Origin of the sequence: Collinsella aerofaciens (genome assembly GCF_040915425.1) — a bacterium.
GTDB lineage: Bacteria > Actinomycetota > Coriobacteriia > Coriobacteriales > Coriobacteriaceae > Collinsella > Collinsella aerofaciens_BW.
In genome coordinates, this window is record NZ_JBCPDN010000048.1 from 1 (window position 1) to 13,400 (window position 13,400).

The window sequence follows — 13,400 nt, forward strand, 5'->3', positions numbered from 1 at the left end:
ACGGTGGCCATTATTCGGTGACCGGGATTGGTCAAAATCGTTTGACTATTAGCGGCTAAAATCGCCCGGCGCTAACAGCTGTATACCAGCTACGCGTATGTAGATTCATATCGCGTTGATAAATCGGCTCAAGTGCGTGCAAAACGCGCAAGTAACCGCAAAAGACGACTATCGCGCAGGTAGATTATTGGCACCCTGTTGCTTACTGAAAATTAAGCAATTGCTTAAAACAAAAAAGGTCAGGCACTAGGTGCCTGACCTGCAAACTTCTGGTCGGGACGACTGGATTCGAACCAGCGACCCCTTGACCCCCAGTCAAGTGCGCTACCAAGCTGCGCCACGTCCCGAAGCTTTTGTTTGTTGCTCTGCTCTCGCTCGCAACAGGGAGTATATTAACCCGAAACTTTAGACTTGTGCAAGAACTTTTTTACAATTTTTGAAGCAAGTCCAAAATTGTATCTGCGAGCTGGGGTTTTGTTAGCACGGGAAGTTCCTGTGTACCCGCTGTGCTCACAATCCAGGCCTTGTTAGTGTCGGTTCCAAAGCCCGAATCGGCGCGCGAGACATCGTTGGCGATAATGGCATCACAACCCTTGCGGGCGAGCTTACGCTGCGCGTACTCCACGACGTTATCGGTCTCGGCCGCAAAGCCGATCACGCGCCGCTCTCCCTTCTGGCGCGAGAGCTCGGCCAAAATATCGACCGTTTCGACAAGCTCGATGCGATCCAAGCGTTCGTTGGACTTTTTGAGCTTATGGTCCGCAGGGGTGGCGGGGGTATAGTCGGCGACGGCGGCCGCACAAATTGCCGCATCGGCCGTCTGGAAGGCGCTCGCCGCCGCCTGCAGCATCTCTGCGGCGGTCTGCACGCGCACGCACTCCATGCCGCCGGGCACATCGAGCGATGTCGGTCCCAACACGAGCGTGACCTCGGCACCGCGGCGAGCAGCCTCCCCCGCCAGGGCGATGCCCATCTTGCCCGACGAACGGTTGCCAATGAATCGCACCGGGTCGATCGATTCGTGCGTGGGGCCGGCGGTAATCACGATGCGCTTGCCTGCCAGGTCTTGCGGCGCGGGACTGAGCACCTCACAGACGGCCTCGACGATGTCCTCGGGCTCGCTCATACGGCCCGTGTCCACGTCGCCGCAGGCAAGGTAGCCGCTGCCGGGGCCAACCACGTGCACCCCGCGGTCGCGCAGCGTGGCCATGTTGGCCTGCGTTGCCGGCGCCTTCCACATGCCGTTGTTCATAGCGGGTGCGATCACGATGGGTCGCGGCGTCGCAAGCAGCGTGGTGGAGATAAGGTCGTCGGCGATGCCGTTGGCCATCTTGGCGATGATATTGGCCGTCGCGGGCGCAACGACCACCAGATCGGGCTCCTGCGCCAGCGAAATGTGGTGGATGGGGTCGGAGGGATCGTCGAATAGGCCCACGGCAACGGGCTCGTTGGTGAGCGCGCGGAAGGTAAGCGGCCCCACGAACTCCGTGGCATGCTCGCTCATAACGACCTTGACGCGCGCGCCGCGCTTTTGCAGCAGGCGCACGATATTGCACGACTTATAGGCGGCGATCCCGCCGGTAATGCCCAGCAGGATCGTTTTTCCCTCAAGTTGCATTGAATTGTTGGATGCCGCCATCGTTTAAGCTTCCTTGCTCGGGAGCACCAGGAGACGGTGGCAGTACGGGCAGTGCGTAATCTCGCTACCGTCGTGGTTAAGGTCGCTCATGGACGATGCCTGCAGCGCGGTGTGGCAGACCGTGGGGATGTTGCCCTGGATGGTCTCGACGGCCAGGCCGCGGAACTGCTTGAGCAGACGCTCGTAGTCGGTGAGCACGTCGGCCGGCAGCGTGGCAGCAAGCGCGGTGCGCTCCTTAGTGGCGGCGTCAATCTGAGCCTGCAGGTTGGCAGCCTTGGCGCGGGCGGCCTTGGTATCGGCCTTCACGCCCTCCTCGAACTTGGCGATGATTGCCTGCGCGCGGGCCTCGCGGTCGAGCGCCTCCTTATGGGCGATGACGACATCCTTGCGGGTGTGCTCAATCTTGTCCAGACGCTTGGCCAGGGTTGCGAGTTCATTCTCCAGGTCCTGAACCTCGCGGTAGTCGGAGCCGTCGACATGGCGCTTCTTGGCAGCCTCGATGGCGTTGTTGGTCTGAATCTCGGTGGTGTTGAGATCGTCGAGCTCAATGTCCAGATCCTTGCGCTGGGCGTAGAGCTTGGTCATCTCGGACTTGAGCTTCACATAGGTCTTGCGCTTGGAAGCGAGCTCCTTGAGCTCCGGCATATTGGCAAGTTCGCTCTTGTTGCGGGCGAGCTCCAAATCGATCTGTTGCAGCTTGAGTAGCGTAGCGCCGGCGCTCATAAGTTCTCTCCTTTTGTCACAGTCCACCATTGGCAAGGGTTCAGTATTTTAATCGCATGACGGGGGTCGACCCCGGCGTCAACTGCAGAGTTCATCAATATATCAACGAACGGCTCCTCAGAGCGGTCGTGGCCGAGCAAGATCACCGACAGCCCGCGCAAGGCAAGGTCTTGCGCCACGTGGTAGCCCGCCTCGCCCGTCACGACAACATCTGCGCCCGCAGCGATGGCAAGCTCTCCAAAGTCACCCAGGGAGCCGCCCAAAATAGCGACGGTTCGGCATGCGTGCTCGGCTTCGCCCCACACGCGCGGGTCGCTGCCGAAGGCCGTGGCAGCACGGGTGGCAAGATCGTGCAGCGTGCACGGGTCGTTGAGCGTTGCAAGCGCGCCCAGGCCGGTGGCCTCGGGGTCGTCCACGTGCTCCAGCGAGCTCACGGGCTCAGCGCCCAGCAGCTCGCTCAGGCAGGTGCGCGCTTCGTGCGAGCGGTCCAGATTGGTGTGGAGCGAGATAATGCTCACGCCGCAGCGGGCGGCCTCAAACAGCGCTGCGCTGCACTGGGGGCGCGTCGCATCCGCCGGGCAAAACGCCTCAGGCGCCTTGATATAGATGGGATGATGCGTCAGCAGCACGTTTGCACCGGCTTCTTGGGCGCGGAGAATATTAGCTTCGGTCGCATCAAGCGCGCAGGCCACGCCAGCAATCTCGGCGGCAGGGTCGCCCACGGAGAGCCCTACATGATCCCAGCCCTCGGCGTCCGCCTTGGGGTAGCGCGCCAGCAGCGCGCGTTCAAGCTCGGCGACGATCATGCAGCACCTACGATCGAGAGCAGCGTCTGGGCAAAGTCGTTCAGGTCAGCCAGGTCCACACGGTCATCGAAGGAGATACGCAGTGCACCCAGGGCCTGTTCGCGACCAATGCCCATGGCGCTGAGCACGTGGCTCGGGTCCATGCTGCCGCTCGAGCACGCCGAGCCGGCCGAAACCTCAAAGCCGGCGGCGTCGAGCTTGACGATGAGCTCCTCGGAGTCCATGCCGTCGACGTAGATCGACACCATGCCCGGCAGGCGATCGGCCTGTACGTAGTCGCCCATGGTGGCATGAATACGTGGATGAGCCGTAAGCGTGGCGTAAAGTTTGTCGGACAAGGCCTGCAGCGTCGCGCGCTCCTGGGCCACGGTCGGCAACAGCGCGGAGGCGGCGGCGGCAAAGGCCAGCTGCGTGCGCAGGTCCTGCGTGCCGGCACGACGTCCGGCTTCCTGTCCACCGCCAAAGATGCGCGGACGCAGCGGCGTGCGGGTCTTAACGTAGAGCGCGCCGGATGCCACAGGACCGCCAATCTTATGGGCAGCGACGGACATGGCATCGACGCCCAACTCGGCGGCATCGAGCGGAATGTGCAGATACCCCTGGATGGCATCGGTGTGGAACAGGGCGCCCACGGTATGCGCGGCCGCGGCAAGCTCGCGGATGGGCTGCACCACGCCGGTCTCGTTGTTGGCGACCATAATGCTCACGAGCGCCACGTCGTCGCTGAGCAAGTCGCTCAGTGCGGCGGGTTCGATGTAGCCCGCACGGCAGGGCTGCACCAGGTCGACGCTAAACCCGGCGGCACGCAGCAGCGGCAGGTTGTCCAGAATCGAATCGTGCTCGATGGCCGAAACGATTACACGATCGCGCTTGCGATCGCGCTGACGAGCGCCCTCGGCAAGACCGAGCAGCGCCAGCTGGTTGGCTTCGGTGCCGCCGTTGGTCAGTACAATCTCGGACGGGCGAACGCGCGCGCCAAAGCTGCGGGCGATCTCGCGACGTGCAACCTCCAGACGCGCGGCAGCCTTGCGGCCGAGCGAGTGCAGCGAGTTGGGGTTGACGCCGGCAAGCTCGCTGTCGTCGTACTCGCGCTGCGCAAGGAGCGCCTCGGCGCGCATGGGCGTCGAGGCGGCATAGTCAAGATTCACGGGTATGCGGTTTTGACCTGCGGTCATAAGGGTTTATGCCTCCTGTGCGGCCTCGTTGCCCAGCTTCTGCAGCAGCGTAACCTCGGCAGCGGGATCTTCGGACTTAAATACGGCGGAACCGGCCACCAGGACATTTGCGCCGGCCTTGACGACCTCGGCGATGTTTTTGGAAGAGATGCCGCCGTCGACCTCGATCATGGGCGACACGCCGTGGCGCTCGCACATGGCCTTGAGCTCGTGGAGCTTAGCGATGGTGCCCGGGATAAAGCTCTGGCCGCCAAAGCCCGGGTTCACGCTCATGAGCAGCACCATATCGACGACGTCGATGATGCTCTCGAGTACGCACACGGGGGTGGCGGGGTTGAGCACCACGCCAGCCTTAACGCCGCGCTGCTGCAGATGGGTGAGCGTGCGGTGCAGGTGCGTGGAAGCTTCGTAGTGCACGGTGATCATGTCGGCACCGGCGTCGGCATACCAATCGACTGTCTCGTCGGGGTTCGACACCATCAGGTGCGCGTCGACCGGTACATCGGTAGAGCGCTTGACGGCCTTAAGGATGTCGACGCCAAAGGTGAGGTTGCCGGTAAAGTGACCGTCCATAACGTCGAAGTGCACGTAGTCGGCACCGGCGATCTTGTCGAGCTCGCCCGTGAGGTTGGCCATGTCGGCCGAAAGGACGGACGGAGCGATTTTGATGGAACCCATGGTAGTAGCCTTTCTGCGCTAGTCGGTGAGTCCGTAGAACTCTTGAGAGGGGACGCGGTCGGTAAGAATCTCGAGTGCCCTATCCAAAGTAACACCGTTGTAGAGCGTTTGCTCCACGGCAAAGGTGAGCGGAATGTCTACGCCCAGTGAACGGGCAAGTTCGCTGACGCTGCGGGCCGCGACGGCGCCCTCGACAACCATATGCGTGCGCGTCTGGTACTCGTCGAGCGAAACGCCGTGGGCAAACTCGTAGCCAAAGGTGCGGTTGCGCGAATGCTCCGAGGTACAGGTGGCAATGAGGTCTCCCATGCCGGCAAGTCCCATGCAGGTCATAGCTTGACCGCCGCGGGCGTGCACCAGACGGCTGATCTCGGCTAGGCCGCGCGTCATGATGAGGGCGAGCGTGTTGTCGCCCGCGCCGGTGCCGGCGGAGATGCCGCACACGATGGCGATGACATTTTTCATGGCGCCGCAGACCTCGACACCGGTCATGTCCTGCGACAGGTAGATGCGGAAGGCCGTGGACAGGAGCAGGTCCTTAAAGGCCTCCCCTATCTGCGGATCTTCGCTGGCGATGACGGCGGCAGAAAGTCCGCCGCGGCAAATCTCCTCGGCATGGTTGGGGCCAGAGAGGGCCGCCACGCGCGCCTCGTTGCCGATCTCGCTAGCGATGACCTCGCTCATGAGCAGGCCGGACTCGGGCTCAATGCCCTTGGTGAGGCAAAGCACCGGGGTATCGGCGGCGATAAAGGGCGCGGCCTGGTGGCACACGCTGCGAAGGTGCGTCGAAGGAACGGCAAAGATGATGGTCTCGGCGCCGTCGAGCGCCTGCACGAGCTCGGTCGTGGCGACGACGTTGCCGGGCAGCTCGTAGCCCACAAGGTAGCGGGGGTTGCGGTGCTCGCCATTGATGCCGACGGCCGTCTGCTCGCTATGGGCCCACATGGTCACGCGCTCGGCTCGCGCGGCGGCAAGGCCGGCGACGGCGGTTCCCCAGGAGCCAGAGCCAATCAGCGCAACATTCATGACTCTCTCCTACTTATCGTCGGGCTCGGTGACGCGCTTGGTAAACGAGAGCTTGGACTCCTTACCGGTCATGAGCTTTTTGATGTTCGCACGATGGGCCCACACCACGGTGATGCCGATCATCGCCATGCAAAACTTAAGTCCTAGGCTGCTGTATGGAAAGACCGCACAAGCGGCAATGGGAAGACCGATGGCCGCGGCAAGCGAGCCCACCGACACGAACTTGGTGATGGCGACGGCCACGATAAACATGCCCAGCAGCGACAGACCAATGGGCCAGTACCAGGCGAGGATAACGCCCAGACCCACGGCGATACCCTTGCCTCCATGGAAGTTGAGGTAGGGCGAGAAGATATGGCCCCACACCGCTGCCAGGCAAATGACGCCGAGCATCCAGTCGCCGGCGGCGCCGGGGGCCATAATGCTCACGGGGAAGCCATAGCCCACGCTCGCAATGAGCGGACGCGCGATAAGGACGCAGATGGCGCCCTTAAGGCAGTCGAGCAGCAGCGTGAGCGCGGCCACCTTGGGGCCGGCTACGCGCAGTGCGTTGGTGGTGCCGATGTTGCCGGAGCCCGCCTTGCGAATGTCGGTGTGGTTGAACACGCGGCCCAGGATCAGGCCAAACGGAATCGCCCCGATAAAGAACGAGACCACGGCGCAGATGGCGGTCAGCAGAATCGGATTATGCATCCTTTTGCTCCTTCTTCCTAAAGAAGAGTCGAATGGGTGTGCCGGCAAAGTCGAAGGTCGAGCGCATGCGGTTCTCGACGTAGCGCTGATAGGTGTCGTTGACCAGATCGCTGTGGTTGACGAAGAACGTGAACGTCGGCGGGTTGACGCCCGTCTGGGTCACGTAGTGCATGCGCAGGCGGCGCTTGCCGTCCACCACGGTATGACCGAACTCGCGCAGATCGGTGAGGAACGTGTTGAGGCGCGAGGTGCTGATCTTTTGCGAGCGCGTCTTCTCGGCGGCGTCGACCATCGCCCAGATCTTCTCGACGCTGCGGCCGGTCAGGGCAGAGATGCGCAGGTACTGGGCCCAGGGAGCCATGACGCCCAGACGGCGGTCGATGGTCTCCATGCAGGCCTCGCGCTTACGGTCGTCGTCGAGCAGGTCCCACTTGTTGAGCAGCACCACGATGGCGCAGCCGCGCTCGATGGCCAAGCCCATGACCTTCTGGTCCTGCTCGGTAACGCCCACGGAGGCGTCGACGACGAGCAGCGCCACGTCGGCGCGATCGATGGCGCGCAGGCCGCGGACCATGGAGTAGTACTCGATATTCTCGTACACGGTACTCTTCTTACGGATGCCCGCAGTGTCGACCATGCGGTAGTGCTTGCCGTTGCGCTCGACGACGGTATCGATGGCGTCGCGCGTCGTGCCGGCAATGTTGGACACGATAGAGCGGTCGGCGCCCAGGATGCGGTTGAACAGCGAGGACTTACCGGCGTTGGGGCGGCCGATGATGGCGACGTTCAGCGCATCGGGGAACTCGTCGGCGATCTCGTCCTCCTCCTCGGGCAACAGGGCCACGATATCGTCGAGCAGGTCGCCCGTGCCATGACCATGCAGGGCCGAGAGCGGCGTGGGCTCACCGATGCCAAGCGAATAGAACTCCCAGATGCTGTCGTTTTCGCGATCGGGGTTGTCGAGCTTGTTCACTAGCAGAAAGACCGGCTTGTCGCAGCGCTTGAGCATACGGGCGACCGACTCGTCCTCCTCGGTGACGCCGGTGCGGCCGTCGACCACAAACAGGATGACGGCGGCTTCCTCGGCGGCGGCGAGGGCCTGGTCGCGGATGGACGTGGCAAAGACATCGTCGCTCTTGAGCGGCTCGATACCGCCCGTGTCGACGATGGTGAACTCGCGGCCGTTCCAATCTGCCGTGTGGTATGAGCGGTCGCGTGTGACGCCGCGGGACTCATGAACGATGGCGTCCGAGGTCTGGGCCAGGCGGTTAACGAGCGTGGATTTGCCCACGTTGGGGCGTCCGACGACGGCGACGATAGGTTTCATCTGCTCTCCTTTAATGGGTAGGGTCAGTGGGAATAGTTGAATTGGCGGGCGTTATGCCAAGGATGTGCTCCAGGGTATCGAGCAGCTCATGCGGCATGGTCGACACCACATGAACCTCAGCGCCGCGACTGGTAAGGCTTGCGAGTAAATCGTCACGATGATACTCGTCAAGCGTCATGCCGTCAGCGTTGAACATGAGCTTAGGCACAAAGAGCATAACACCCGACAGATCTTGGGGCAGCTGCTCTAGAATGTCACACGCGACGATGAGGCCGGTCACGTCCACGTTGCCGCCAAAGTAGCGGTTCTTGATGGCTGTGACGGTGCCGCCGAGACCATGCGGCGACTCCACAAAGCGCGCCACGGTGTCGCGCGCGCTGGCGCCCGAGAGACACAGCAGGTGCTGGTTGCGCTCGGCGATGCCAACGCGGACGCGGGCCAGACGCTCGGCGTCGGCGGCAAGCACGTCGTCGGTCTCGTCCAGATATGAGCGGATCATGCCAATGCCGTCGTAGTACTGCGGGTACCCGTCGTAAAAGTCTGCCTCGGGAGGATCGATGCCGGCGTCCAGATAGAACTCGTCGCTCATCTGGAAGGTGTGGCGGCCAAAGCGCTCATAGGCGCGGTCCTGGAACGGTCGGATCATGGCAATGGTCTCGCGCGCTAGCTCGGGCTTGTCGCTGTAGGACCAGCTAAAACGGTTCTGATGCTTGGTAAAACCGAGCGGCACGATGCCCAGGCTTGTGATTTGCTCGTGCTCCTCGCAAAAGCGCAGGGTCTTTTCCAGCTCCTCGCCGTCGTTCATACCGGGGCACAACACGATTTGCGCGTGAATCTCGATGCCGGCGGCCATGATGGCCTCGAGTACGTCCATGCCGCGCTGGGCGTTGCGGCCCATCATGCGGCGGCGGACGTCGGGGCTTACGGCATGGACTGACACGTTCATGGGGCTCATGTTGCGCTGGATGACGTTTTGCACGTCCTCGTCGGTGAGGTTCGTGAGCGTGACAAAGTTGCCCTGCAAAAAGCTCAGGCGATAGTCGTCGTCGCGAATATAGAGCGTGGAGCGGCCGCCCTTGGGGAGCATCGTCATAAAGCAGAACACGCAGGCGTTCACACAGGTGCGCATGCCATCGAAGATAGGGCCATCGAACTCAAGGCCCCAGTCCTCTCCCGGGAAGCGGTCGAGCTCGACGGAGGTGACGGTGTTGTCGCGCGGATCGAAAACCTCCAGGTCGACGGTATCATCGTCGGCCTCCCAGAGCCACACAATCATGTCGGTAAGCTTCTCGCCATTGACCGTGAGCACGCGCATGCCCGGCTCGATACCCACATCCCACGCGGGCGATTCGGGACGCACGTTCTTAACGAGCGCGCCCTCACCCGGCTCGGGGTCGCGGCTGCGCCCGTAATCGGCCACCTCGGCGGCGTATGCGGGTACGGTCTGGTCCATGATTAGCGGCAAAGCTCCTTGATGCGCTCGACGGCGCGCTCGATGTGTTCTTGCGGGGTGGAGGCTCCAGCGGTGATGCCGATGTGATGAGCGTCGGTAAACCACGCGGCCTGGAGCTCGGAAGCTTCCTCGATGTGATACGTGCGCTCGCAGGCATCGGCACAAATCTGCGCCAGGCGGCGGGTGTTGCCCGAGTTCTTGCCGCCCACGACGACCATGCAGTCGCAGCGGTTGGCAAGTGTGGCTGCTGCCTGTTGACGCTCACTCGTGGCGGCGCAGATGGTGTTGATCACACGCAGCTCCTGCACGCGCGGGGTGATAGCGGCCACGACCTCGGCGAGGTTCTGCGCGGTCTGGGTGGTCTGCACAACCAGACCCACCTTGCCCTTGAGCGATAGGGCATCGGCGTCGGCGGCACAGCTCACGACCTGCGCGTCATTGCCGGCGTGGCCTAGAATACCCTCGACCTCTGGGTGGCCCGGCTCGCCCACGACGATCACGCGGTAGCCTTCGCGCACCAGGCGCTCGGCTGCCATATGGACCTTCTTCACGTAGGGGCAGGTGGCGTCGACCACGTTGTGGCCGCGTTCACGAGCGGCATCGATGACCTGCGGCACCACGCCGTGGGCGCGGATGATCACGGTGCCGGTTGCGGCGTCGTCCAGGGTTTCGGCCAAGCCAACGCCTGCCTCAGCGAGCTCGCGCACCACGATGGGGTTATGGATGAGCGGACCCAAGGTATGGACCTGAGCACACTCCCCTGCCTGCGGCGCGGCGGCCAGCGCCATATCGAGCGCACGCTGTACGCCGTAGCAAGTGCCGGCGTGGGCGGCAATCTCGATGGTGGGCGCGGTTGCCTGGTCGGACGCAGTCGCGGCGGTGTTCGTCACGTTCTCGCTCATGGCTAGAACCTGCCCGGATGCTCGGCGCATAGCTCGTCTCGCATGGCGTAGACGCGGCTCATGGCCTCGGACTCAAACCATTCCAGGCGCTCCGTGCGCTTAAGTCCGGCCGGTGCGTCGGAAAGCGAGACGGCCTTGCCGGCGCGGATCCAGCACTTCTTAGGGCGCATGATCTTTTTGCCCGCGGGCGTGATGTCGGACCAGCCGCAGATGGCGAGCGGGTTCACGGGTGCCTTGCCCATCTGAGCGATGAGCGCAAAACCGCCGTGGACCTCGGGCTTGATCTCGCGCGAGCGGATGCGCGTGCCCTCGGGGAAGATCAGAACGTCCTCGCCGCGCTGCAGCGCATGCTGGGCGGCGCGCAGGCACTTCATATCGGCAGTACCACGCTCCACGGGGATGCCGCCTACGCGGCTAAAGGCCCAGCGCACAATCTTGCTCTTGGCGAACTCGGACTTAAAGATGGGACGAATGCGGCGCCCCCCAAAGAACAGCGCCGTCTCCACGGCCAAGAGCTCGGCCATCGAGGTGTGGTTGCAGATGACCACGCTGCCGCGGCCTTCCTGGCGCTCAAACAGAAGATCGGCGTCCTCGACCTTCCAGCGCCACATGAGCTTGGAGAAGGCCCAAAGGATGGCCATAACCACGACGACGGTGCCTCGGATGAGCGCTGGAAACTCGGCGTAGGGGGCGTTGTAATAGTCCTCGGGCGTCTGCTTAAACAGGCGCATGGGCTACCTCCTTTGGTTGATGAGGTTCTCGATTATTGAGACGACCTCGTCGATGGTGTGGGCGGTGGAGTCGACGTGCACGGCGTCCTCGGCGGGCACGAGCGGGGCGACCTCGCGACTACTGTCGAGCTTGTCGCGCTGCTTAAGGGCGTCGAGGGTCTCGTCGACCTCGGCCTCGAGCTGCTCGGACGTGAGCGGCTGGGCATCGTTTTGGTGACGCTGAAGCACGCGGCGGCGGGCGCGCTCGCGCGGGTCGGCGGTCAGGAAGACCTTGACCTGCGCGTTAGGGAACACGACGGTTCCGATGTCGCGACCCTCGGCCACGATATCGCGGTCCTCTGCTGCGCGGCGCTGGTGGATGAGCATGGCGGTGCGCACACCCGGGTAGGCCGAGACCTTGGACACGTTGGCGTCGACCTGCGGGGTACGAATGGCGGCCGAAGCGTCCTGGCCGTCGATGGTCAGGCGCGTGTCCTCGCCGGTACCGTTGGTAAAGCGAATCTCGATCTGCTCGGCGAGGGCGTCGATGGCCGCCTCGTTATCCAAGTCGATGCCGCGGTCGAGCGCGGCGAAGGTGACGGCGCGATACATGGCGCCCGTGTCGAGCTTGTTAAAGCCCAGCTGGCGGGCGATCTCCTTGGCGATGGTGGACTTGCCGGAACCGGCGGGGCCGTCGATGGCGACGATCATGCAATGCTTCCTTTCGATGGGTGACGTGCTGGTGTGGTTCGCGGGCGTTGGGGCGCGGCAGGTTGCCTAGCCCGTGTAGCGCTCGCGATATGTGTTGCGCTTGGGTGCGGAGCCGTGGCTGCCGTGGTGACGCGTGCGGCTGGCGGGGGTTTCCTGGGGCTTGCCTCCGCGCATGGCGCTGGCCTGCTTGGGAGGGATGCCACCGCTTTTGAGGATCTGCACTTCGCGGTCGGTGAGCTCGCGCCACGAGCCCTTGGCCACGCCCTCGAGCTCAAGGCCGGCAAAGTTGCAGCGATGCAGACGGATTACCGGATGGTGAATCTTGCCCAGCATGCGCTTGACCTGGTTCTTACGGCCCTCGCGAATGATGACCTCCACGGCGGTGGTGCCGGGCTTGACGCCTTGCGGAGCCACGGCCACGGCCTCGCGCGCGTTGATGACTCGGCAGATTGCCGGCTGGCATAGGCCGTCGTCGAGCTCGATGCCACGGCGGAGCGGATCTAGATCGCGGTCGGTCAGCTGTCCGTCCACGAGCGCTTGGTAGGTCTTGTAGACATGCTTGCTGGGGTGCAGCAGGTCCTGCGACAGGTCGCCGTCGGTGGTAAAGAGCAAAAGGCCCGTGGTGTCGCGGTCCAGACGACCCACCGGGAAGAGTCCCGGAAAGCGGTCGCGCGGGACCAGATCGGCCACGCAAGGGCGTTCCTGCGGATCGCTCATGGTGGTGAGGTAGCCGGTCGGCTTGTAGAGCATCAAGTATACGGCGCCCTGGTTGAGCTTGACGGGCATGCCGTCGACCTCGATATGGTCGCGGTCGACGTCGACCTTGGTGCCCAGTTCGGTCGCGACCTGGCCGTTGACGGTCACGCGGCCAGCGGTCATCAGGTCCTCCGAGCCGCGACGGCTCGCCACGCCCGCGCGCGCCAAAAAGCGCTGCAGGCGCATGGTGTGCGGATAGACGTGCTGGGCATCGGGCGCTGCGGTGCCCATGGCGCGCGTCTCCCCTACTTCGTTAGTCCTCGTCATGCAAATCCTCCGAGGTCTCGTCGACGACTAGGGTCTCCAAGTCCTCGACTGCCTCAACATCTTCAACATCGGTATCGAGCAGTTCGCGCTCTTCGTCCAGGTCCTCGGCCTGCTCCTCGAGCGTGGACTGAATACTGTGGCCGCTCAGGCGCTCGCGGATAAACTGACGCGACTGCTCGTCGGGGGCAAACTGCTCCAGGTCGGGCAGGTCGCGGGTGGAGCGCAGGCCGAACTTTTCCAAGAAGGCGTTGGTCGTGCCGTAAATGATGGCCTGACCGCGCTGGGGGTCGCGGCCGAGCTCGCGCACCAGACCCTTGTCCACGAGCGACGCGATGACGCCGTCTGAGTTGACGCCGCGGATGCCCTTGACCACCTCGCGCGTTACGGGCTGGTGGTATGCGATAACGGCCAGGGTTTCGAGCGCCGCCTGGGACAGCTTTTGCGTGTCCCAGCTCAACACATAGGCCTCGACCACGTCGTGGTAAGCGGGGTGCGTGAACAGGCGCCAGCCGCCGGCGACCTCGCGCAGTTGAA

The 13,400-nt window shown here is 63.4% G+C and carries 14 protein-coding genes and 1 tRNA gene; all 15 read right to left on the bottom strand.

All coding sequences use genetic code 11. The features are described from left to right. Positions 1-270 precede the first annotated feature (270 nt). Positions 271-347 (bottom strand) — tRNA-Pro (locus AB5164_RS07275). 80 nt (positions 348-427) lie between these two features. Continuing rightward, positions 428-1,639, bottom strand: coding sequence for a bifunctional phosphopantothenoylcysteine decarboxylase/phosphopantothenate--cysteine ligase CoaBC (gene coaBC / locus AB5164_RS07280; RefSeq protein ID WP_368143001.1), 1,212 nt, complete (start codon positions 1,637-1,639; stop codon positions 428-430). Positions 1,640-1,642: 3 nt separating this feature from the next. Then, the gene (locus AB5164_RS07285; protein WP_368143003.1) at positions 1,643-2,362 is read right to left on the bottom strand and encodes a zinc ribbon domain-containing protein; all 720 of its coding nucleotides are present in this window, start codon (positions 2,360-2,362) and stop codon (positions 1,643-1,645) included. Beyond that, a complete protein-coding gene (locus AB5164_RS07290; protein WP_368143005.1) occupies positions 2,359-3,168 on the bottom strand; it encodes a Nif3-like dinuclear metal center hexameric protein in 810 nt (269 codons plus the stop codon). The genes AB5164_RS07285 and AB5164_RS07290 overlap by 4 nt, the downstream gene beginning before the upstream one ends. Further along, positions 3,165-4,343, bottom strand: coding sequence for a cysteine desulfurase family protein (locus AB5164_RS07295; protein ID WP_368143007.1), 1,179 nt, complete (start codon positions 4,341-4,343; stop codon positions 3,165-3,167). Before AB5164_RS07295 ends, AB5164_RS07290 begins: the two co-directional genes overlap by 4 nt. 6 nt (positions 4,344-4,349) lie before the next feature. Next, positions 4,350-5,021, bottom strand: a complete 672-nt coding sequence (gene rpe, locus AB5164_RS07300) for a ribulose-phosphate 3-epimerase (RefSeq protein ID WP_368143008.1) — start codon at positions 5,019-5,021, stop codon at positions 4,350-4,352. An 18-nt stretch (positions 5,022-5,039) separates the two neighbouring features. Beyond that, positions 5,040-6,047: an NAD(P)H-dependent glycerol-3-phosphate dehydrogenase gene (locus AB5164_RS07305; RefSeq protein ID WP_368143010.1), complete on the bottom strand. Its 1,008-nt coding sequence runs from the start codon at positions 6,045-6,047 to the stop codon at positions 5,040-5,042. Positions 6,048-6,056: 9 nt separating this feature from the next. Next, positions 6,057-6,740 (bottom strand): glycerol-3-phosphate 1-O-acyltransferase PlsY, encoded by a 684-nt coding sequence (gene plsY / locus AB5164_RS07310; protein WP_368131813.1) that lies wholly within the window; start codon positions 6,738-6,740, stop codon positions 6,057-6,059. Continuing rightward, on the bottom strand, positions 6,733-8,067 hold the full coding sequence (gene der, locus AB5164_RS07315) for a ribosome biogenesis GTPase Der (protein WP_161116173.1): 1,335 nt from the start codon (positions 8,065-8,067) through the stop codon (positions 6,733-6,735). The genes plsY and der overlap by 8 nt, the downstream gene beginning before the upstream one ends. A 10-nt stretch (positions 8,068-8,077) precedes the next feature. Beyond that, complete coding sequence (locus tag AB5164_RS07320) at positions 8,078-9,520, bottom strand: DUF512 domain-containing protein (RefSeq protein ID WP_368143012.1); 1,443 nt, start codon at positions 9,518-9,520, stop codon at positions 8,078-8,080. Positions 9,521-9,522: 2 nt separating this feature from the next. Then, positions 9,523-10,422 carry a 4-hydroxy-3-methylbut-2-enyl diphosphate reductase gene (locus AB5164_RS07325; protein WP_368143014.1) on the bottom strand — a complete coding sequence of 300 codons (900 nt, stop codon included), beginning with the start codon at positions 10,420-10,422 and terminating at the stop codon, positions 9,523-9,525. A 2-nt stretch (positions 10,423-10,424) separates the two neighbouring features. Continuing rightward, positions 10,425-11,153, bottom strand: a complete 729-nt coding sequence (locus tag AB5164_RS07330) for a lysophospholipid acyltransferase family protein (RefSeq protein ID WP_368143015.1) — start codon at positions 11,151-11,153, stop codon at positions 10,425-10,427. A 3-nt stretch (positions 11,154-11,156) separates the two neighbouring features. Then, positions 11,157-11,843, bottom strand: coding sequence for a (d)CMP kinase (gene cmk, locus AB5164_RS07335; protein ID WP_368143016.1), 687 nt, complete (start codon positions 11,841-11,843; stop codon positions 11,157-11,159). Between the two features lie 66 nt (positions 11,844-11,909). Beyond that, complete coding sequence (locus tag AB5164_RS07340; RefSeq protein WP_368143018.1) at positions 11,910-12,866, bottom strand: pseudouridine synthase; 957 nt, start codon at positions 12,864-12,866, stop codon at positions 11,910-11,912. Further along, on the bottom strand, positions 12,853-13,400 hold a 548-nt coding region (gene scpB, locus AB5164_RS07345), incomplete at its 5' end, for an SMC-Scp complex subunit ScpB (protein ID WP_368147928.1). The genes scpB and AB5164_RS07340, both read right to left, overlap by 14 nt.

Excerpts from the sequence above, each read along its gene's own strand:
- AB5164_RS07330 (WP_368143015.1), bottom strand. The coding sequence starts at position 11,153 with ATGCGCCTGTTTAAGCAGACGCCCGAGGACTATTACAACGCCCCCTAC.
- AB5164_RS07305 (WP_368143010.1), bottom strand. The coding sequence starts at position 6,047 with ATGAATGTTGCGCTGATTGGCTCTGGCTCCTGGGGAACCGCCGTCGCC.
- AB5164_RS07325 (WP_368143014.1), bottom strand. The coding sequence starts at position 10,422 with ATGAGCGAGAACGTGACGAACACCGCCGCGACTGCGTCCGACCAGGCA.
- AB5164_RS07320 (WP_368143012.1), bottom strand. The coding sequence starts at position 9,520 with ATGGACCAGACCGTACCCGCATACGCCGCCGAGGTGGCCGATTACGGG.
- AB5164_RS07285 (WP_368143003.1), bottom strand. The coding sequence starts at position 2,362 with ATGAGCGCCGGCGCTACGCTACTCAAGCTGCAACAGATCGATTTGGAG.
- der (WP_161116173.1), bottom strand. The coding sequence starts at position 8,067 with ATGAAACCTATCGTCGCCGTCGTCGGACGCCCCAACGTGGGCAAATCC.
- rpe (WP_368143008.1), bottom strand. The coding sequence starts at position 5,021 with ATGGGTTCCATCAAAATCGCTCCGTCCGTCCTTTCGGCCGACATGGCC.
- AB5164_RS07340 (WP_368143018.1), bottom strand. The coding sequence starts at position 12,866 with ATGACGAGGACTAACGAAGTAGGGGAGACGCGCGCCATGGGCACCGCA.
- AB5164_RS07295 (WP_368143007.1), bottom strand. The coding sequence starts at position 4,343 with ATGACCGCAGGTCAAAACCGCATACCCGTGAATCTTGACTATGCCGCC.
- coaBC (WP_368143001.1), bottom strand. The coding sequence starts at position 1,639 with ATGGCGGCATCCAACAATTCAATGCAACTTGAGGGAAAAACGATCCTG.
- cmk (WP_368143016.1), bottom strand. The coding sequence starts at position 11,843 with ATGATCGTCGCCATCGACGGCCCCGCCGGTTCCGGCAAGTCCACCATC.
- plsY (WP_368131813.1), bottom strand. The coding sequence starts at position 6,740 with ATGCATAATCCGATTCTGCTGACCGCCATCTGCGCCGTGGTCTCGTTC.
- AB5164_RS07290 (WP_368143005.1), bottom strand. The coding sequence starts at position 3,168 with ATGATCGTCGCCGAGCTTGAACGCGCGCTGCTGGCGCGCTACCCCAAG.